Annotated in this window: 11 protein-coding genes; 5 read left to right on the top strand and 6 right to left on the bottom strand. The window is 39.5% G+C overall.

Translation table 11 applies throughout. The features are described 5' to 3' along the window. Window positions 1-172: 172 nt before the first annotated feature. Window positions 173-1,480 (bottom strand): dihydrolipoamide acetyltransferase family protein, encoded by a 1,308-nt coding sequence (locus E1140_RS07435; RefSeq protein ID WP_155181096.1) that lies wholly within the window; start codon window positions 1,478-1,480, stop codon window positions 173-175. 50 nt (window positions 1,481-1,530) lie between these two features. Next, window positions 1,531-2,796 carry a competence/damage-inducible protein A gene (locus E1140_RS07430; protein WP_155181093.1) on the bottom strand — a complete coding sequence of 422 codons (1,266 nt, stop codon included), beginning with the start codon at window positions 2,794-2,796 and terminating at the stop codon, window positions 1,531-1,533. Window positions 2,797-2,910: 114 nt separating this feature from the next. Here E1140_RS07430 and E1140_RS07425 point away from each other — a divergent pair, with 114 nt between their 5' ends. Next, a complete protein-coding gene (locus tag E1140_RS07425) occupies window positions 2,911-3,633 on the top strand; it encodes a DUF4197 domain-containing protein (protein ID WP_155181091.1) in 723 nt (240 codons plus the stop codon). On the opposite strand, the gene E1140_RS07420 is transcribed toward E1140_RS07425, so the two are convergent. After that, complete coding sequence (locus tag E1140_RS07420; protein ID WP_221412656.1) at window positions 3,630-7,754, bottom strand: S8 family serine peptidase; 4,125 nt, start codon at window positions 7,752-7,754, stop codon at window positions 3,630-3,632. The two genes, E1140_RS07425 and E1140_RS07420, sit on opposite strands and share 4 nt — an antisense overlap. A gap of 146 nt (window positions 7,755-7,900) precedes the next feature. Between E1140_RS07420 and paaN the strand changes: the two genes are divergently transcribed. Both paaN and E1140_RS07410 read left to right on the top strand, forming a co-directional pair. Further along, window positions 7,901-9,568, top strand: coding sequence for a phenylacetic acid degradation protein PaaN (paaN, locus tag E1140_RS07415; protein ID WP_155181085.1), 1,668 nt, complete (start codon window positions 7,901-7,903; stop codon window positions 9,566-9,568). Window positions 9,569-9,591: 23 nt separating this feature from the next. Beyond that, window positions 9,592-10,179: an LURP-one-related family protein gene (locus tag E1140_RS07410; protein ID WP_155181071.1), complete on the top strand. Its 588-nt coding sequence runs from the start codon at window positions 9,592-9,594 to the stop codon at window positions 10,177-10,179. Window positions 10,180-10,246: 67 nt separating this feature from the next. On the opposite strand, the gene E1140_RS07405 is transcribed toward E1140_RS07410, so the two are convergent. The 3 genes from E1140_RS07405 to E1140_RS07395 form a co-directional block, all read right to left on the bottom strand. Next, window positions 10,247-11,170: a DUF6624 domain-containing protein gene (locus E1140_RS07405; protein WP_155181068.1), complete on the bottom strand. Its 924-nt coding sequence runs from the start codon at window positions 11,168-11,170 to the stop codon at window positions 10,247-10,249. A 140-nt stretch (window positions 11,171-11,310) separates the two neighbouring features. After that, window positions 11,311-11,694: a ribosomal maturation YjgA family protein gene (locus tag E1140_RS07400; protein ID WP_155181064.1), complete on the bottom strand. Its 384-nt coding sequence runs from the start codon at window positions 11,692-11,694 to the stop codon at window positions 11,311-11,313. Window positions 11,695-11,751: 57 nt separating this feature from the next. Beyond that, on the bottom strand, window positions 11,752-13,428 hold the full coding sequence (locus tag E1140_RS07395; protein WP_155181061.1) for an amidohydrolase: 1,677 nt from the start codon (window positions 13,426-13,428) through the stop codon (window positions 11,752-11,754). 147 nt (window positions 13,429-13,575) lie between these two features. Here E1140_RS07395 and E1140_RS07390 point away from each other — a divergent pair, with 147 nt between their 5' ends. Then, window positions 13,576-14,598: a hypothetical protein gene (locus tag E1140_RS07390; RefSeq protein WP_155181058.1), complete on the top strand. Its 1,023-nt coding sequence runs from the start codon at window positions 13,576-13,578 to the stop codon at window positions 14,596-14,598. Continuing rightward, window positions 14,595-15,173, top strand: coding sequence for a hypothetical protein (locus E1140_RS07385; RefSeq protein ID WP_155181055.1), 579 nt, complete (start codon window positions 14,595-14,597; stop codon window positions 15,171-15,173). Before E1140_RS07390 ends, E1140_RS07385 begins: the two co-directional genes overlap by 4 nt. Window positions 15,174-15,965: the final 792 nt, after the last annotated feature.

The raw sequence follows: 15,965 nt of genomic DNA, 5'->3' as shown, positions 1-15,965 counted from the left end.
AAAATTGAAATAGTTGAACTGTACTTGCTAGACTTGTTCCGGCATCTTATCTAAAAAGAGAACCCGGAATACCTGCCTGTCGGCAGACAGGAATCCGGGGAGGAGGGCCGCTAAACAAAAAAGCCCTTCCGATATTTCGGAAGGGCTTTTGATTCTATAAAATCAGAAATGATTAAATATCTGTGTCCATATCAAAACGCTCCAGGTAGTCAGCTACTCTGCGTACTACCATGCCTCCCAATGAGCCATCTACCACTCTGTGGTCATAGCTGTGAGAAAGGAACATTTTATGTCTAATGGCAATAGCATCACCATTTGGTGTTTCTATTACGGCAGGCTTCTTAACAATAGCGCCTAAGGCCAAAATACCTACCTGAGGTTGCATAATGATAGGGGTACCCATCACATTGCCAAAAGAACCAACATTAGAGATGGTAAATGTGCCACCTGAAAGTTCGTCAGGGCTTAATTTATTGTCTCTTGCTCTAATGGCCAGATCGTTTACTTTATTGGCCAAACCTGTAAGGTTGAGCTGGTCTGCGTTTCTAATAACAGGTACAATCAAATTACCTGAAGGAAGAGCCACAGCCATTCCAATATTAATATCTTTTTTCTTGATTATTCTATCACCATCTACCTGCACATTGATCATTGGGTAGTCTTTAATGGCTTTTGCTACCGCATGAATAAAGATAGGAGTGAAGGTCAAATTACCGCCCTCACGCTTTTTAAATTCGTTCTTATTTCTGTTTCTCCAGAATACGATATTGGTCACATCAGCTTCTACGAATGAAGTAACGTGTGGAGCAATGCGTTTAGAGTCAACCATTCTCTGAGCAATCATTTTACGCATTCTGTCCATTTCTATGATCTCATCACCAGCATTAATAGAAGCAGGAATCTTGGCTACGGCAGTTGAAGGTTTAGCTTCAGGAGCTGGTGCAGCAGGCGCAGCTACTGGCTGACTTCCTCTTGTTTCTACATAAGCGATAATATCAGTTTTAGTAACACGGCCATCTTTTCCGCTGCCAGGCAGTGAATCTAATTCAGACAAAGGAATACCTTCCTCTTTGGCTATGTTTTTCACCAATGGAGAGTAAAATCTGTCAGAAGTAACAGGAGTGCTGTGAACAGCTCCGTTGCTTGCAGCCGCTGGCTGTGCAGCTTCTACTTTAACTTCTGTCTTTGGCTCAGCTTTGGCTTCTGCTTTCGGTGCAGCAGGTGCGCCAGCATCATCACCATCAGTAGCAATAATAGCGATTGGCTTGCCAACCTCAATTACCTCACCATCTTTGGCTAGTATTTCTTTTAATACACCGGCATGGGTTGAAGGAACTTCAGTGTCTACCTTATCAGTAGCTACTTCCAAAACAGACTCATCCTGCTCTATAGTGTCACCTTCTTTTTTTAACCATGTAAGCACGGTGGCTTCCATTATACTTTCGCCCATCTTAGGCATTATTAGTTCTACTAGTGCCATTTATTATCAATAAAAGTGTTCTACCCGAATTCGGGTGCAAATTTAGTACTTTACTTCTTTATTTCAATCGTTTTCGATAAGGTTATCCTAATAAGGTTCAGCGCTGCAACGGCAGTTGCTTTTATATTCACATCCCTATCTTTCCATAGTTGCAATTTACGAGCTTTAGTTTGTTCTCCATCAGCAATAGCAATCCAAACTGTACCCACAGGCTTATCTTCGGTGCCACCTCCCGGACCAGCAATGCCACTCGTGGCCACACCAATATCGGCCTTTAATCGGGTTCTTACATTTTCTGCCATTTCAATAATAGTTTCTTTACTTACTGCGCCATAAGTGTTTAATGTATCCTGGCTTACACCTAATTGGCTTACTTTCAATTCGTATTGGTAAGGAATAACCGAGCCCATATAATAACTTGAACTACCTGCTATAGAAGTAATAAGGTGCGATAAATAACCTCCGGTACAGCTTTCTGCAAAAGCTACAGTCATATTACGCTCATTTAGCATGTCGCCAACTACCGACTGTATTTCATCTTTGTCGTAGCCATAAATGTATTTCCAGGCATACTTTTTCAGTTCAGTGATCTGTTCTTCAACTTCGGCCTTTAAAGTCTCCATGTCAGGGCCTACAGCAGTTAATCTCAGTTTCACCTGTCCCAGGCTTGGTAGATAAGCCAGCTTTATGTGTTCAGGTAAGGCATCTTCCCAAACCTTTATTTCTTCTGCTAGCCATGACTCGCCAATGCCTATTGTTTTTACCACTTTATGGAAAATGACATCTGTTTGGAAATACCCCTGAAGCTTAGGAATGACAATCTCCTTCATCATATTTTTCATCTCATGCGGTACACCCGGCATAGAGACAAACACCTTTCCATTTCTTTCGAACCACATACCTGGCGCGGTACCTAACCTGTTAGATACTCTTTCGCAGCAAACTGGCAGCTCTGCTTGCTTCCTGTTGACAGGGGTGAGTTCACGGCCTTTGCTCTTAAAAAACTCTGTAACTTCTGCCAGGGCTTCTTCATCTAAAGCAATTTCACAATTGAAGTATTCTGCCAATAATGGCTTTGTAAGATCATCATTAGTTGGACCAAGGCCACCAGTAATCAATACGATATCAGCACGCTTTTCTGCTTCCGCAAATGCATCCATCATATCTTGTCTAATATCGCCAACAGTAGTTTTTCTAACCACACGAATGCCCACTTTGTCTAACTCCTGACTCATCCACTGAGAATTGGTGTCGTTTATTTGACCAAATAAAATTTCATCACCAATTGTGAGTAGTTCTGCTCTTGCGTTTGCCATGTAATTCGATTATTGAAATGTAAATATCTGAAAGTATATTAAAATGCTTAACTTAATTTGCGAATTATGCACTTTATAAATCATTAACAGAATACTCAATTAAAGGATTATATCATGAAGCTTTTTAAAACCTATTTCTATTTCATCTTTATTGTGCTAATCGCTTGTACCTCAGCACAGATTAATCAGACGCTGGGAACTATCAATGATGCTTTGGGCGATGATGCCCTGACTTCGGAGCAAGTAGCTTCAGGACTTAAAGAGGCTTTGATCAATGGAATATCTAAAGGCTCAAATCAGGCTTCTAAATTGGATGGCTATTTCAAAAACCCTCAAATTAAGTTACCCTTCCCTCCTGATGTTCAGAAAGTGGAGACTAAGCTGAGACAAATTGGACTTGGTGATGAGGTAGATAAGTTTGTGCTGACGCTAAACAGAGGTGCAGAAGAGGCTGCCAAAGAGGCCAAGCCCATATTTGTAAATGCCATCAAGGCCATGACCATTCAGGATGCATGGGGAATATTAAAAGGAGATAAAGATGCAGCTACACAGTATTTGATGCGCACTACCTCATCGCAACTGAAGGCGAGCTTTCAACCAGTAATCAAAAGAGCGCTGGATAAAACCAATGCAACAAAATACTATGGTGATATTGTGACTACCTACAACAAAGTGCCATTTGTTGAGAAAGTGGATGATGATTTGGAAGGCTATGCTACAGATAAGGCCATTGAAGGTCTTTTTACATTAATAGCCAAAGAGGAGATGAATATCAGAAAAGATCCTTTGGCCAGAACTTCAGAGTTATTGAAAAAGGTATTTGCTGAACAAGATTAGTCTTTAACAATTTTAAACCAGCGGGTTTCAGTGTTATCCTGAACCCTAATAAAGTATAAGCCACTGTTCCACTGAGCAGTGGCTATTTTTATATCCGATCCATTTTCTGAATGGATTAATACCCCCGAAGCATTGAATAATTGAATCTCTATTGATTCTGGATTTTGAATAATGAGGTAATCGTCAACTGGATTTGGGTAAATTTTAAGGGTTGAAGTTTGTTCAAGGCTGGTGATATTAACCACCTCCAAGGCTGTTGTGCTTTCGGATATGCACCCCGAATCATCTAATGCAATCAGCTTGAGTTCATGATTATTTGGGATACTAAAGCTTAAAGCTGGCAGCACTTCAGTACTGATTGTATCACCATCTAACATCCAAACGAACTGTGTGGCAGCAACGGAAGTATTGGTGATAACAGGTGACTGCGCATCATAAAGATTCAATGGATTTGTAATGGTAAAGCTGGATTCCAGATCACTCACATCAATGGTCAGCGCGAGCGGTTCACTTTCTTTGAGGCTTTCATTACTGGTGATATAAATAATGGTATCGTTCAATACATTTTGAAGACTTATCGATGATCCTTTTGCTTGTAAGTCGGATAATCCCGAGTCAGCATAAAAGTGATAAAAATCTCCATCTGGGTTGATTGAAATACTTTCACCTTGGCAGATGCTAATTCTTTGTAATGCTGGTTTTGCACTAATAGTAGGAGTGATCACCTGAATAAGAGAGTCAAAGCAGCCATTGCTGCTTTCAGCCACTTGTTTTATTGTAAACGAGGCTAAAGACTCGTAATCAACAGTAATATTTTCATTTACTCCTTCAAGTTCATCATTAAGATACCAATAGTATAAAGCTTCATTTTGAGCGTTTGAATTAAAAGTAGCCAAGGTTGAGGAGGAAAGGTCGATAGTATCAGGTACGTAAGTAAAATCTGCTTTCACATCATCAACATTAATATTTACTAGTTGAGTATTGCTCATATAAACAGAGTCTTTACTTACCACATATAGAGTGGCATCCTCAGTAAAAGTGCGGTTGAAATTATTTCCGGTGTAGACCAGATCAGTAAGCTTAGCATCATTATAAAATTCAAGATTAGCTGAATTTGTAGCTGTAAGCGTTACCTCATCACCCTTACAAATGTTTTTATCTACAATATTAGGCTTGTTGCTTCTGTTAGCAACTTCAATTGATTTTGTGATACTTTCAACGCACCCAATGTCATTGGTGACTGTTAGCTGAATGTCATAAGATCCGGTAGATGAATAAAGGGTGGAAGGGTGCTGCTGGGTAGAAGTAAAGCCGTTATCTAAATTCCATGACCAGGAAACGCCATCAATACCTTTATCTGAAAATTGTACTGTCTTTTTGCCAGTTTCATCAAGTAGAAGCGGGCTGGGATCAGCTAAGAAATCAGCATTTACATATTTTGGTTTGGCTATAACCCTAAAAATACTGCCATCATAAGTACTATCTTTATTTACAACATAATAAGGAGTTGATGTAGAGATGTTTGGTGTTGTAAATGCTTCCCCAGAAAACAAGAGGTCAGTCAATTCTACATCAGAATAGAAATCAAAGTTGGTCCCTTCAGGGTCAATAACCGCAGGTTGATTAATGCAGGTTTCAGCTATCTTAATTACAGGGGGGCTTTGATTGTAAGTATTATAAAATGCAAAGGCAGCATTTTTATTATTAATCAGTTCATCCAAACTATGGCCAGCAACAAATACAAAAGTTACTTTCTCTCCCTGATTGATAACAAGGCTTGGAATAGTTGCACCAATGAGATGCGAGACATCATTGCCGTTATTATTATCACCTGCACTTGCATTTAGAATACCCTGCGAACTGTGACTGAATTTCACACTATCATTAATAACTACAGGAATGTCAGCAGCGTTGCCATTAAAATTTCTATTGTTAATAGCAGAGTAAATGGAATCCTGGCCAGTTAAAAGTGCTATTCCAACAAAGGTATTTCCATCATTTACATAACCGAGTTTATTGTCACCATCCCAATTTGCCTTGTTAAAATCCTGATCATTTATATTCCAATCTGCTAAGAGTGCTATGTTAAGATCAGAATAAACATCTGCTCCCGTGTTTATAATTCGATATTCCTGAATGATAAAATCAGAAATGTTATCAGATAATGTCTTTTGTACAATGAGAATACTGTCGGCTACGGTGAATACTGAACGAGCATCATTTGTAGTTATTCCATTTCTGTATTCCTTAATATTCGTTATTGGTGTAAAATCATTATCTCTTACATTAAGACTAAAATTGTTAGGCACATTATCGCTAACGCTGGTTTTGTTAGTACTTATCAGGAAACCAATATTATCGGCCACTCTTTCCTCTTTATAGTTGAATCCAATGCCTGAAAGAAAACCATCTCGGTCATATCCCAGATCACCATCACCAGCTATGGTCATTTCTAGCTGTCCTGACTTGAAATTGACATAATTTGGAGAGGTCTTAATGGTGAAATATTGAAAGTCCTCATAATCATTACCCATCATATCAACTCTGAATACAAGATCCTCAGAGGCGGGAAGGTCACTTGTCAACACCACTTGAAATGGTGAGTCAATATTGCTAATTGTATCAATACTGGCTAGACTACTGATGCTAAATTCTGATGAAGTCACCTGCACATAAGGAGAGGTGGAGGAAAGTGTTAAAGTGGTGTTTCTTGCTACATTCAGGTAATTTATAATGTCCATTGATATGTTCAGCGTATCACGGGCGTAAGCCTGAGTCTTTAACCCGTTATTGTAGGTGATATTTTTTAATCTGATTGATGGAGTAGAGATGTCATTCAATGCTCTTAGCATATTCAAACGCCCATTCCCCATAAGACCTTCAAAGTCACTGTTAGTCCCAATAGAATAGATGTCGTCTGAGGTGATTCTTATTCTTTCCATCACTTGCACCGCAGTGAGGTGAGGAAATCTGGCACGAACAAGAGCAGCTGCTCCAGCTACCATGGGTGAGGAAAAACTAGTTCCAGAGCCATTGGCATTATATTTACTGTCATTGTCTACATGGAAGATGTTTTGACCGGGAGCCATAAGGTCAATATTGTAACTGAAAGTGGCAAACCCTGATTTGTTGTCTAGCATATCAGTGGCTCCAACAGAGAGCACATTGTCATAGGATGCGGGATAAAAATCTAAATGTTCTGGTGTATTACCAGCAGCGGCCACAATTACAGCATCTCTCACCAATACAGCATAGTTTATAATATCCTGTCCATATTGACTAAAACTACCTGCAGAACCCCATGAGAGGTTAATAATCTTGCATCCCAAATCAGCTGCTAGTGCAATAGCTTCATAGCCATTTCTAAAGAAGTTTGATCCACTTTCAAATATTTTTATTGGTAGGAATTTAGTATTAAACCCAGTGCCAGATATACCAATACCATTATTAACTCTAGCTGAAGATATTCCGGAAATTTGTGTGCCGTGAGGATCGGTGTCTGCTGTTGGGTTATTGTCGTTATCGGCAATATCCCATCCTGCATAGTTGTCGATCAAACCATCACCATCATCATCCAGGCCATTGACAGGATCATTTAAATTATAGGCAATTTGCTGTTGTAAGTCTGGATGATCAGGCTGCACCCCGGAATCAAGAACACCTATAACAATTGATGAATCGCCTTTTTCAATGGTCCAGGCATCAAAGGCTTTAACAACAGAAAGGTAGGTTTGCTGCGCTAACTCTTTGTCATTAGGCACAAATAAAGGGCGGTGGTTAAAGTAGGGTTCAGCATAAACTACATTGTCGTCTTTTAGCAGCTCGTTGATCGTACTTAAAAGCTGATCACTATTTTCTACTTCAATTTTAAATATGTTTGATAATGGATGCTTAGAGCTCTTTTGGGAAATATGAGTGAGCGCTCTCTCTGCATTTGTGAGCTTATTGGTCTTGAAGCTTCTGTTTTTTAGACTGTTGAGCTCACCAGATTTTAATTTTACAATAATGGTGTTGCTTGCATATTCTGAAGGGCTTACACCTTTTGGAAGTCGATAGGATCTTTGTCCGTGAACTGATGTCACAACAAGACAAAACACGATAATATGTAAAAGCCACTTCAATTTAAAACAGTATCGTTTGTTAATAGGGTAAATTATGTAATTGTAACTTTTCAAATCTCTTTTAAAGTGGTCTGCAACCGATTGAAATTTTTTGTCAATATACCTTATCTTCGCTTTCCTAATTGATATTCTAAAAATCGATCACTATGAGTTTGTATAATAAGCATAAAGATATTTTAACTAAGGCAATAAAGGCCATTCATGAAAGAACATTTTTCGCTGCCTACCCAGAACATCCATCTCCAAAAATTTATGGCGAAACGGCTGATGCAGATGGAAGAAAGAAATTTCAGGGCAGTGTAGGTAAGAAATTTGAAGAGCTAAAGCAGGAAAACCCATCTTCTTGGGTGGGAGTGGAGGAATCTCCTTATATGCAAGAGCCATTAAATATTCAATACCCTGCTTTTGACACCAAAACACTAATAGAAAGAGCCGATAAAGCTTTTCATGTTTGGAGAAAGGTTAGCGCTGATGATAGAGCTGGGATCTTAATCGAATCTTTGGAAAGAATCAAGGAAAGATTTTTTGAAGTGGCCTATGCTACTATGCATACTACCGGCCAGGGATATATGATGGCTTTCCAGGCATCTGGACCTCATGCCGCTGACAGAGCGCTGGAAGCTGTAGCCTCAGGTTATGAAGAGCTGAACAGATTTCCGGGAGCTGTAGTTTGGGACAAACCAATGGGTAAGTTTAACATAACATTAGATAAAGAATGGCGCGCGGTACCTAAGGGTATAGGTGTGGTTATTGGTTGCTCTACTTTCCCAACATGGAACAGTGTTCCTGGTGTTTATGCCAGCTTAATGACTGGAAACAGCGTTATTGTAAAACCGCATCCTGGGGCAGTGTTGCCAATGGCTATTTTTGTAGCTGAAATTCAGAACGTATTGGCTGAGAATAACCTTGATCCTAACATCTGTCAGTTGGCCGTTGATACTTATGATCATTTGATCACCAAAGAGTTGGCTGAAGATAAGGCCGTGAAGATCATTGACTTTACCGGTAACTCTAAATTCGGTAGCTATCTCGAGAAATTGGATGGTAAGGCCGTATTCACTGAGAAAACTGGTGTTAACTCTGCCATTCTTGATTCAGCTGACAACATAGATAAAGTAGCGGCTAACCTTGCATTTTCTTTGACACTCTATAGTGGTCAGATGTGTACAGCACCACAAAATTTCTACATTCCTGAAGGTGGTATCAACACGCCTGATGGAAAAGTGAGCTTTGATGAATTTGCTGCTAAGCTTATCGAGAATATTAACGGATTGGTGGATAATCCTAAGGCAGGACCGTTTGTGTTAGGTGCTATCCAGAATAAAATGACATGCCAGCGTGTGGCTGAAATCGATAAAATTGGAGGCAAAGTACTACTTGAATCAAGAAGTATTGAAAACCCAATGTTTGCTAATGCAAGAATCTCTACACCGGCAGTCATTGCTTTAGATGCTGCTGATAAGGATAAATTCAGCACAGAATTATTTGGACCAATTGCCTTGCTCATCAAGACAAAAAACACTGAAGAATCTGTGGCATTGGCCAAGGAGATGGCCATTGAACATGGGGCTATTTCATGTGGCGCTTATGTGACTGACGCTGAAGTTAAGGAGCATATTGCAGATGAAATGGCTCTGGCCGCAACCCCTGTATCCTTCAATTTAACTGGTGGAATTTATATGAATCAGAACGCTGGATTTAGCGATTTTCATGTTACAGGTGGTAATCCTGCAGGTAATGCGTCATTTACAAATCCTGAATATGTTATAAAAAGATTTACCTGGGTGGGGCATAGACAACCTGCAATTGCTTAGTTTTCAGTTTTAAAATTTAGCATATGCATCCAGTATTTAATAGAAACCTCTTTTTTGTAAAAGAGCAGGTTGGTATGTTCAAAGCATCCAACAACTATGATATCTATGACCCTGAAACGAAGGAAGTGATTTTGGAATGTAGGGAGCCTAACCTTGGCTTTTTTACCAAAATGTTCAGGTTCACTGACTACAAAAGAATGACGCCTTTCGAAGTGGTAATCAAAGAGCCTAATGGGGACGTTTTGATTACAGTTAAAAGAGGGGTTTCTATTTTCTTGTCTACCGTAGAGGTGTTTGATGAGAAGGATCAGCTTATAGGTAAGTTTAAACAACAATTTTTCAGCATTGGCGGCAAGTTTAATTTGTTAGACCAAAATGATAGTGTAGTAAGTACACTAAAAGGAAAATGGACCAGCTGGGATTTTAAGTTTGTGAAGGAAGGCCATGAGTTTGCTCATGTTAGTAAACAATGGGCTGGTTTTGGCAAAGAGCTATTCACCTCTGCTGATAACTATATGCTTAAGATAGATGAAAGTGTGCCGGAAAATAACAGGTTAAGAATGCTAATCATGGCCGCTGTGATGTGCATTGACATGGTGCTGAAGGAGTGATAATTTTACAATTAATATATGAAAGCGGCCTCAAATATTGAGAGCCGCTTTTTTGTTTAAGTAGTCGTTATTTCTGATCAATATTCCATTCAATATCAAATCGCTCCTTTAAATAGATGCTTAGTGGCTCCAATCCAATAGCCGCCCTTCGTTTATCAACATATTGAGGGTCTTTTATTTTATGAGGAAAACGAGTTTCTCCTTCATATTTCCATTGTGTACCATAAAGCTGTTCCCTTCCTTCCTCTACCAAAAGTCTGTCTCTCATTTTTGCATATCTTAAAGGCTGGGCTTCCCCTTTGTTGAAAGCTTCTTCCAATAAAGGGAAGTATTTCGATCTAAGTTCATAGGTTGTATGGTTGATAATAAGTGCTGCGCCTGCTGCGGCATATTCTGTCACGCTAGATGCTGTTGGCCATCCATATTTTTCGAGGAGTACTATCAGTTCTTTTTCATTTTCCTTTAAATTCTTTTCTTCCATAGCAAGCATAGGAAAAACAGCTGGGGAGCTAAAATAACCTCCATTGGCCAGGTATTTCTTTCTCTCTAAATTACCAGCATACATAAAGCCCTGATCTTTGATGATCATTCTGAAAAGTGCTCTCGCGAATGGCTCGTTTTTAATAGGCCCATATATATTTTCATATTTCGTGACTTGTATTTTTTCAATATTCTCCCACCTTTCATCACCTATCAGACTTAAAAATTGAGGATCGTAGAGTACAGATAGTGATGAGTCTTTTTCCAGTGCATAGTTTAAAAAATAGAAGGAGGTGTCTCTCATTTCTCTGGTCCATAACAAAGCACAAGTAGAAGCTATTTGATAAGAGGTACTTGCAGAATAATTTTGCATAAATGCCGTACCGTATTTTTCTAATGCAGGCATGAGTAAACCCTGTTTTTTCAAGCTATCAGCTTCTTTTATAAAATCTTGGGCTGTTGAAACATTGGATATGCAGCAGCATAAACTGAAAATAATAATTGATCTCATTTTTTTGAATTTTGATTACTCTTGCAACATTAAGTTGATTTGAGTACTAAAAAATACTTTGTCGGTGGATGACAAGTTTAGAAATGGATTTAACAGTGGACTAATTCAACAGTCTTCAGGTTTTGAAGAAGTTGGTGAATTTATAGTTTGGCTTTAAAAAGGCAATCCAGAACATATCCAACAAGTGCGCCAACAGTATAGCTGATGATATCACTCCACAGAAACCCAAAACCTAAAACCAAACCACCTAATCGGGTTCTTCTTATTTCATTGATCCAGTCGGCCTGATAAAGCTGGCTTAGCTCGATGGTATAACAAACAGCTATGCAAAGCAATGCCACTTGCAGTGAACTGTATTTTGAAAAGAAAAAACCGATGATAAAAAATATCATCAACGCATATAGCGGATCACCGGCATATGCTTTAACAAAATCCGGAGAAAAAGAAGCACGCGAAGCCAGACCACAGGCTATCGTGCCAATGATAAGGAAGAAGTAGAGGGGTCGGTTTCTGGGTTTGGACATGAACAGCTCAAGAATTAAGAATTCTAACGAATAAATGGTTTCAGAAGCGAAATACTTCTAGTTATCACCATCACCAAACACTCTCTTACCACCAACATAAGTCTCCAGTATTTTTAGGTCTTTGATGCTTACAGGGTCAACTGTGGTTAAATTATCGCTGATAATTACAAAATCTGCCAGCTTTCCGGGTGCTAATGATCCTTTTATTTCTTCATCAAAGGAAGCATAGGCAGCGGTGTTGGTGTAAGCATTTAATGCTTGTTCAACTGAGATCTTTTGCTCGGGTACCCAGCCATCAGGGTTCTGATCGTCCAGCGTTCTGCGAGTTACTGCAGCATAAATGCCCATCAAAGGGGTGGGTGGCGCTACAAACCAATCGCTGCCAAAGGCCAGTTGGGCATTCGCATCAAGCAAGGCTTTAAAGGCATAAGTTGTTTTTATTCTTTCAGAACCTATGAGCTTTTCTGCCCACCTGCCATCATCAATAGCATGATAAGGCTGCATGCTGGGTATCACATTGAGCTCCGAAAACCTTTTAATATCATTAGGATCAATATGTTGGGCATGTTCAATTCTAAACCTTCTGTCCTTGTCACCATTTTCTTTCTCAACGGTCTCAAAAGTGTTAAGAAGACTATGAATGGCTTTGTCGCCAATAGCATGAATCATCACCTGCAGTCCCGCATTGTCTGCTGCCTTTACATGTTTGTATATAGAATCAATAGGAGCAACGAAAAAACCAGAATCTGAAGGATTATCAGTATAAGCGTTAAAGAATGCAGCAGTATGAGAACCCAGAGAGCCATCAACAAATCCTTTGAGCCCACCAATTTTCAGCCAGTAGTCACCTTTTCCATTTGTATCAATTTCTTGCTTTAGATCTTCCCATTGGTTCAGCGGATACATGGCATATATCCGGGTGATCAAATTGCCTTCACTACGTACTTTTTTAAGCACGTTGTAATGGCCGGCAGCTGACATGTGATGCACCGAGGTTACTCCGTTTGAGGCCAAATATTTCATGGCCGCATTAAGTGCATTCTCATATTCTTCGGTAGTAGGATCAGTAACAGCAGACCAAATTAAGCTGCTGGCGTTGTCTTTAAATAAGCCTGTGATTTCTCCTTTGTCATTTCTTACAATCTCACCTCCTTCTATATCATTAGCATCATTTGACACTCCAGCCAGCTCCAAGGCGATAGAATTGGCTAATGACATATGCCCATCCAATCGGGTGATAAAAACAGGATTGTCTTTAGTGACCGAATCTATCCATGATTTGGTGGGTAGCTCACCTCCCCAATTTTCATGGTCCCAGTCTCCTCCTAAAATCCAGGAGCCTTTAGGTAATGTTTTAGCATATGCTCCAATGGCCTTGATAAACTCATCAGGTGTTTTAGCATACCTCAGCTGAACAGAATTTAGGTTAAATCCGCCTCTTAACAAATGCACATGGCTATCAATAAATCCTGGTGTTATAAATCTCCCTGACAGATCCCTGGTTAGTGTGTTTTCTCCTATGAATCTTGATATTTCTTCGGTGCTACCAACAGAAAGAATTGAATCTCCTGATATGGCCATGGCTTCAGCCCAGGGCTGATCATCATTACCTGTCCAAATGGTAGTATTCGTAATTATCAGATCGGCTTTTTGCGTTTTGTCCTGGCAAGCAGTGATGATGATTAAAAGGACTAAAGACTTGAATAGTGGGGATAACTGGTATTTGAATTTCATAGGGTTTTGGCTTGATATCTCTACAATATATAAATTAAATTGAAGTGATAGGAGAAACTACTTGATCGATTAACCATTGGACATGATATCATTTAAAACACCAAACCCGCCCTTTGCCAACATTAACTACTTTTTGTATCTTGAAAGGTGCGTAATTCTCAGCTCCTAAATATTGTTTCGTTCCTTGTAGTAATGATGCTTTGCTCCATATCTGATCTGCTGGCGCAGAATAAACTATCAAATCTAAAATCTCCTTTCTCTAAATATGAGGTGAGCACCACTGAGTGCTCCAAAATTATGCATCATAGTGGCAGCCTCATTTATATACCCAGCAATGCCTTTTCAGTTGATGTTAGTAAGATTGATGTTGTTACGCTTTTGTACCGTGAGGTACGCACACCATCTGAGATGCTGATCCATAATATCAATATGACTACCCAATTGATGGGTAAAACTTATTACCTGGAATCTAATGGAATGTTTGAAATGTATTGCTTGAATGGCGAGGATACGGTGCAGGTACATGAAGACCGTTCCATTGTTGTGAGGCTGGCTTTACCATCCAAAGAAGTGGATGTAACTATGGAAGGTTTCCGATATAATAAAGAAGAGGGGCGGTGGGATTCTTATACCAATAGGATACAACCCCTGTTGTTGAATGATAAGGACGATGACCTTTGGGGAAGTGGTATAGTACAAAGCAATGCAGAAAATGTTGAAGTTATGGAGCCGGGTTGGGATGACGAGTGGGTGGTAGATCCAGCCTGGGCAAGGCAGGATTCTTTGAGAAACCTGGCCTTTCAGACTATGGAGATTTTTGATTTCGGTCTTTATAATTACGACAGGATCATTAATGGGGAAGAGTTTGTGCCTTATATTCCTCAATTTGTAAATCAAAACAATGATTCAATTAAGACAGATGTATATGTGGTTTATGAAGGACTGAATACCGTCATCTATTTTAATGAGTATAACTGGGCGAAAGACTTTACGCTGATGCAAAACAGGAAATACAGCATGTTTACTGTTGATGAAGATGGTGCTATTTTCAAGCTCAATAAATATCCAGAACTCACAGCTGCAGGTAGCACTTTGACTTTTATGTTGGAAAAGAAAGCGGACCTACCAAAGAACGCTGATGAATTATCTAAGTTAATTGGAGCAAGATGAGGAGGGGGCTGACAATATTGCTTCTTACAATAGCAGGGGCAACTCAGGCTCAGGAGATAGTTTCCAAAGTGATGCTTAAGGAAAAGCAAAATCAGATGGCTGCTGAGGTTCCAAAAATTTTGATTGATGCTATGAGTAGGGGTGATATTGTTGGTTACTATCCTAAAAACACGAAAATACCAGTAAGCTATTCACAGTTTCTCTATCATTTTGGGATGACAGAACGGGCCTATCGGGCGCTTATGCAAACCTCACCAGGGTGGGATTGTGAAACCACCAAACTTGTGCCTATTGATGACTATGCCCTGGACTGCATGGAATATCAGTTTGAAATTGTAGAGCGAATGCAGCGCAATAATGTAACTTATGCTCAGGAACGGAAAATGAAATATGTGCGATTGATATTCTCCAATACCTGCACTTTGGATGGACTTGATGTGGCCGGACCTATATTTAAAATTAGTGACATAGGAGATTTGGTAGACCGCAGATATGGCATCACCAACCCTCAAAACCCAGCTGTGAAATATTCGGTATTGGAGCTGCTGAGATTGAAGTTGTATAGTGCGAGGTAGGCACCTAAGTATTTATGGATTTCGCATTGTGAAGTCCAAATGCGCTCTTACATGATGTTATGCCTCGTTTAATGTTTATTCACGCAGAAAATAGTACCAGTTACTAGAATTAAGCCTTGTCATTTCATGAATTCGGCCAACTTTGAAAGGGCTAATGTATTCAGGGACTACTAATTTAGCAAAACCCCGGCTTGCGTCCGTCCATCGTCCTAATGTTATAAAAGTCGAAGTTGCATTCGAATTAATCCAATAAACATTTAAACGTTGAAATAGTGAATGAATCTGGTCAATTAGTATATCGTCTAAATCCAATGAAGCAGGTTCAATCTTCAGTTTTTCTCGGTCAGTGCCCCAAAAATATTCGATTCTGTTCAGTTGAATTAATTGGACTAATTCATCTAGCTCATTAATGTCAAACTCGTCAATATTTAGATTCATAATGGTCTAAAGTATGAGGCATAACGCCCCTGTAAGGCGCGTGTTTTTACTTTAGTTAACGGCATAAAACTAGCACGATTTGGGTTTAGGACCTAGTCGAGAAACAAGCAGCTTAAGACACTACGTTTCAGTTAATCGTTCACAAGTGGCAGCCATGAAAGTAGATGTGAAAAACTGACCCAAAACGTGTGGGCGAGCCTAATCAAAGCATTAAAGAACTTCGCATGGTGAAGTCCATATGCGCTCTTACAACTTGTTGTGTGTAGTTTTAATTCATTCCAGAATACATAAAGAAATCACCAAAGCTTCTCATGATTTTTAAAGGACTTTGAACTAAATATTCACTTGATGAAT

Origin of the sequence: Fulvivirga lutimaris (genome assembly GCF_009711525.1) — a bacterium.
Classification (GTDB): domain Bacteria; phylum Bacteroidota; class Bacteroidia; order Cytophagales; family Cyclobacteriaceae; genus Fulvivirga; species Fulvivirga lutimaris.
This window is presented reverse-complemented; position numbering and strand designations above follow the sequence as displayed.

Coding starts and splice junctions, on each gene's coding strand:
- E1140_RS07435 (WP_155181096.1), bottom strand. CDS start 1,480: ATGGCACTAGTAGAACTAATAATGCCTAAGATGGGCGAAAGTATAATG.
- E1140_RS07430 (WP_155181093.1), bottom strand. CDS start 2,796: ATGGCAAACGCAAGAGCAGAACTACTCACAATTGGTGATGAAATTTTA.
- E1140_RS07425 (WP_155181091.1), top strand. CDS start 2,911: ATGAAGCTTTTTAAAACCTATTTCTATTTCATCTTTATTGTGCTAATC.
- paaN (WP_155181085.1), top strand. CDS start 7,901: ATGAGTTTGTATAATAAGCATAAAGATATTTTAACTAAGGCAATAAAG.
- E1140_RS07410 (WP_155181071.1), top strand. CDS start 9,592: ATGCATCCAGTATTTAATAGAAACCTCTTTTTTGTAAAAGAGCAGGTT.
- E1140_RS07405 (WP_155181068.1), bottom strand. CDS start 11,170: ATGAGATCAATTATTATTTTCAGTTTATGCTGCTGCATATCCAATGTT.
- E1140_RS07400 (WP_155181064.1), bottom strand. CDS start 11,694: ATGTCCAAACCCAGAAACCGACCCCTCTACTTCTTCCTTATCATTGGC.
- E1140_RS07395 (WP_155181061.1), bottom strand. CDS start 13,428: ATGAAATTCAAATACCAGTTATCCCCACTATTCAAGTCTTTAGTCCTT.
- E1140_RS07385 (WP_155181055.1), top strand. CDS start 14,595: ATGAGGAGGGGGCTGACAATATTGCTTCTTACAATAGCAGGGGCAACT.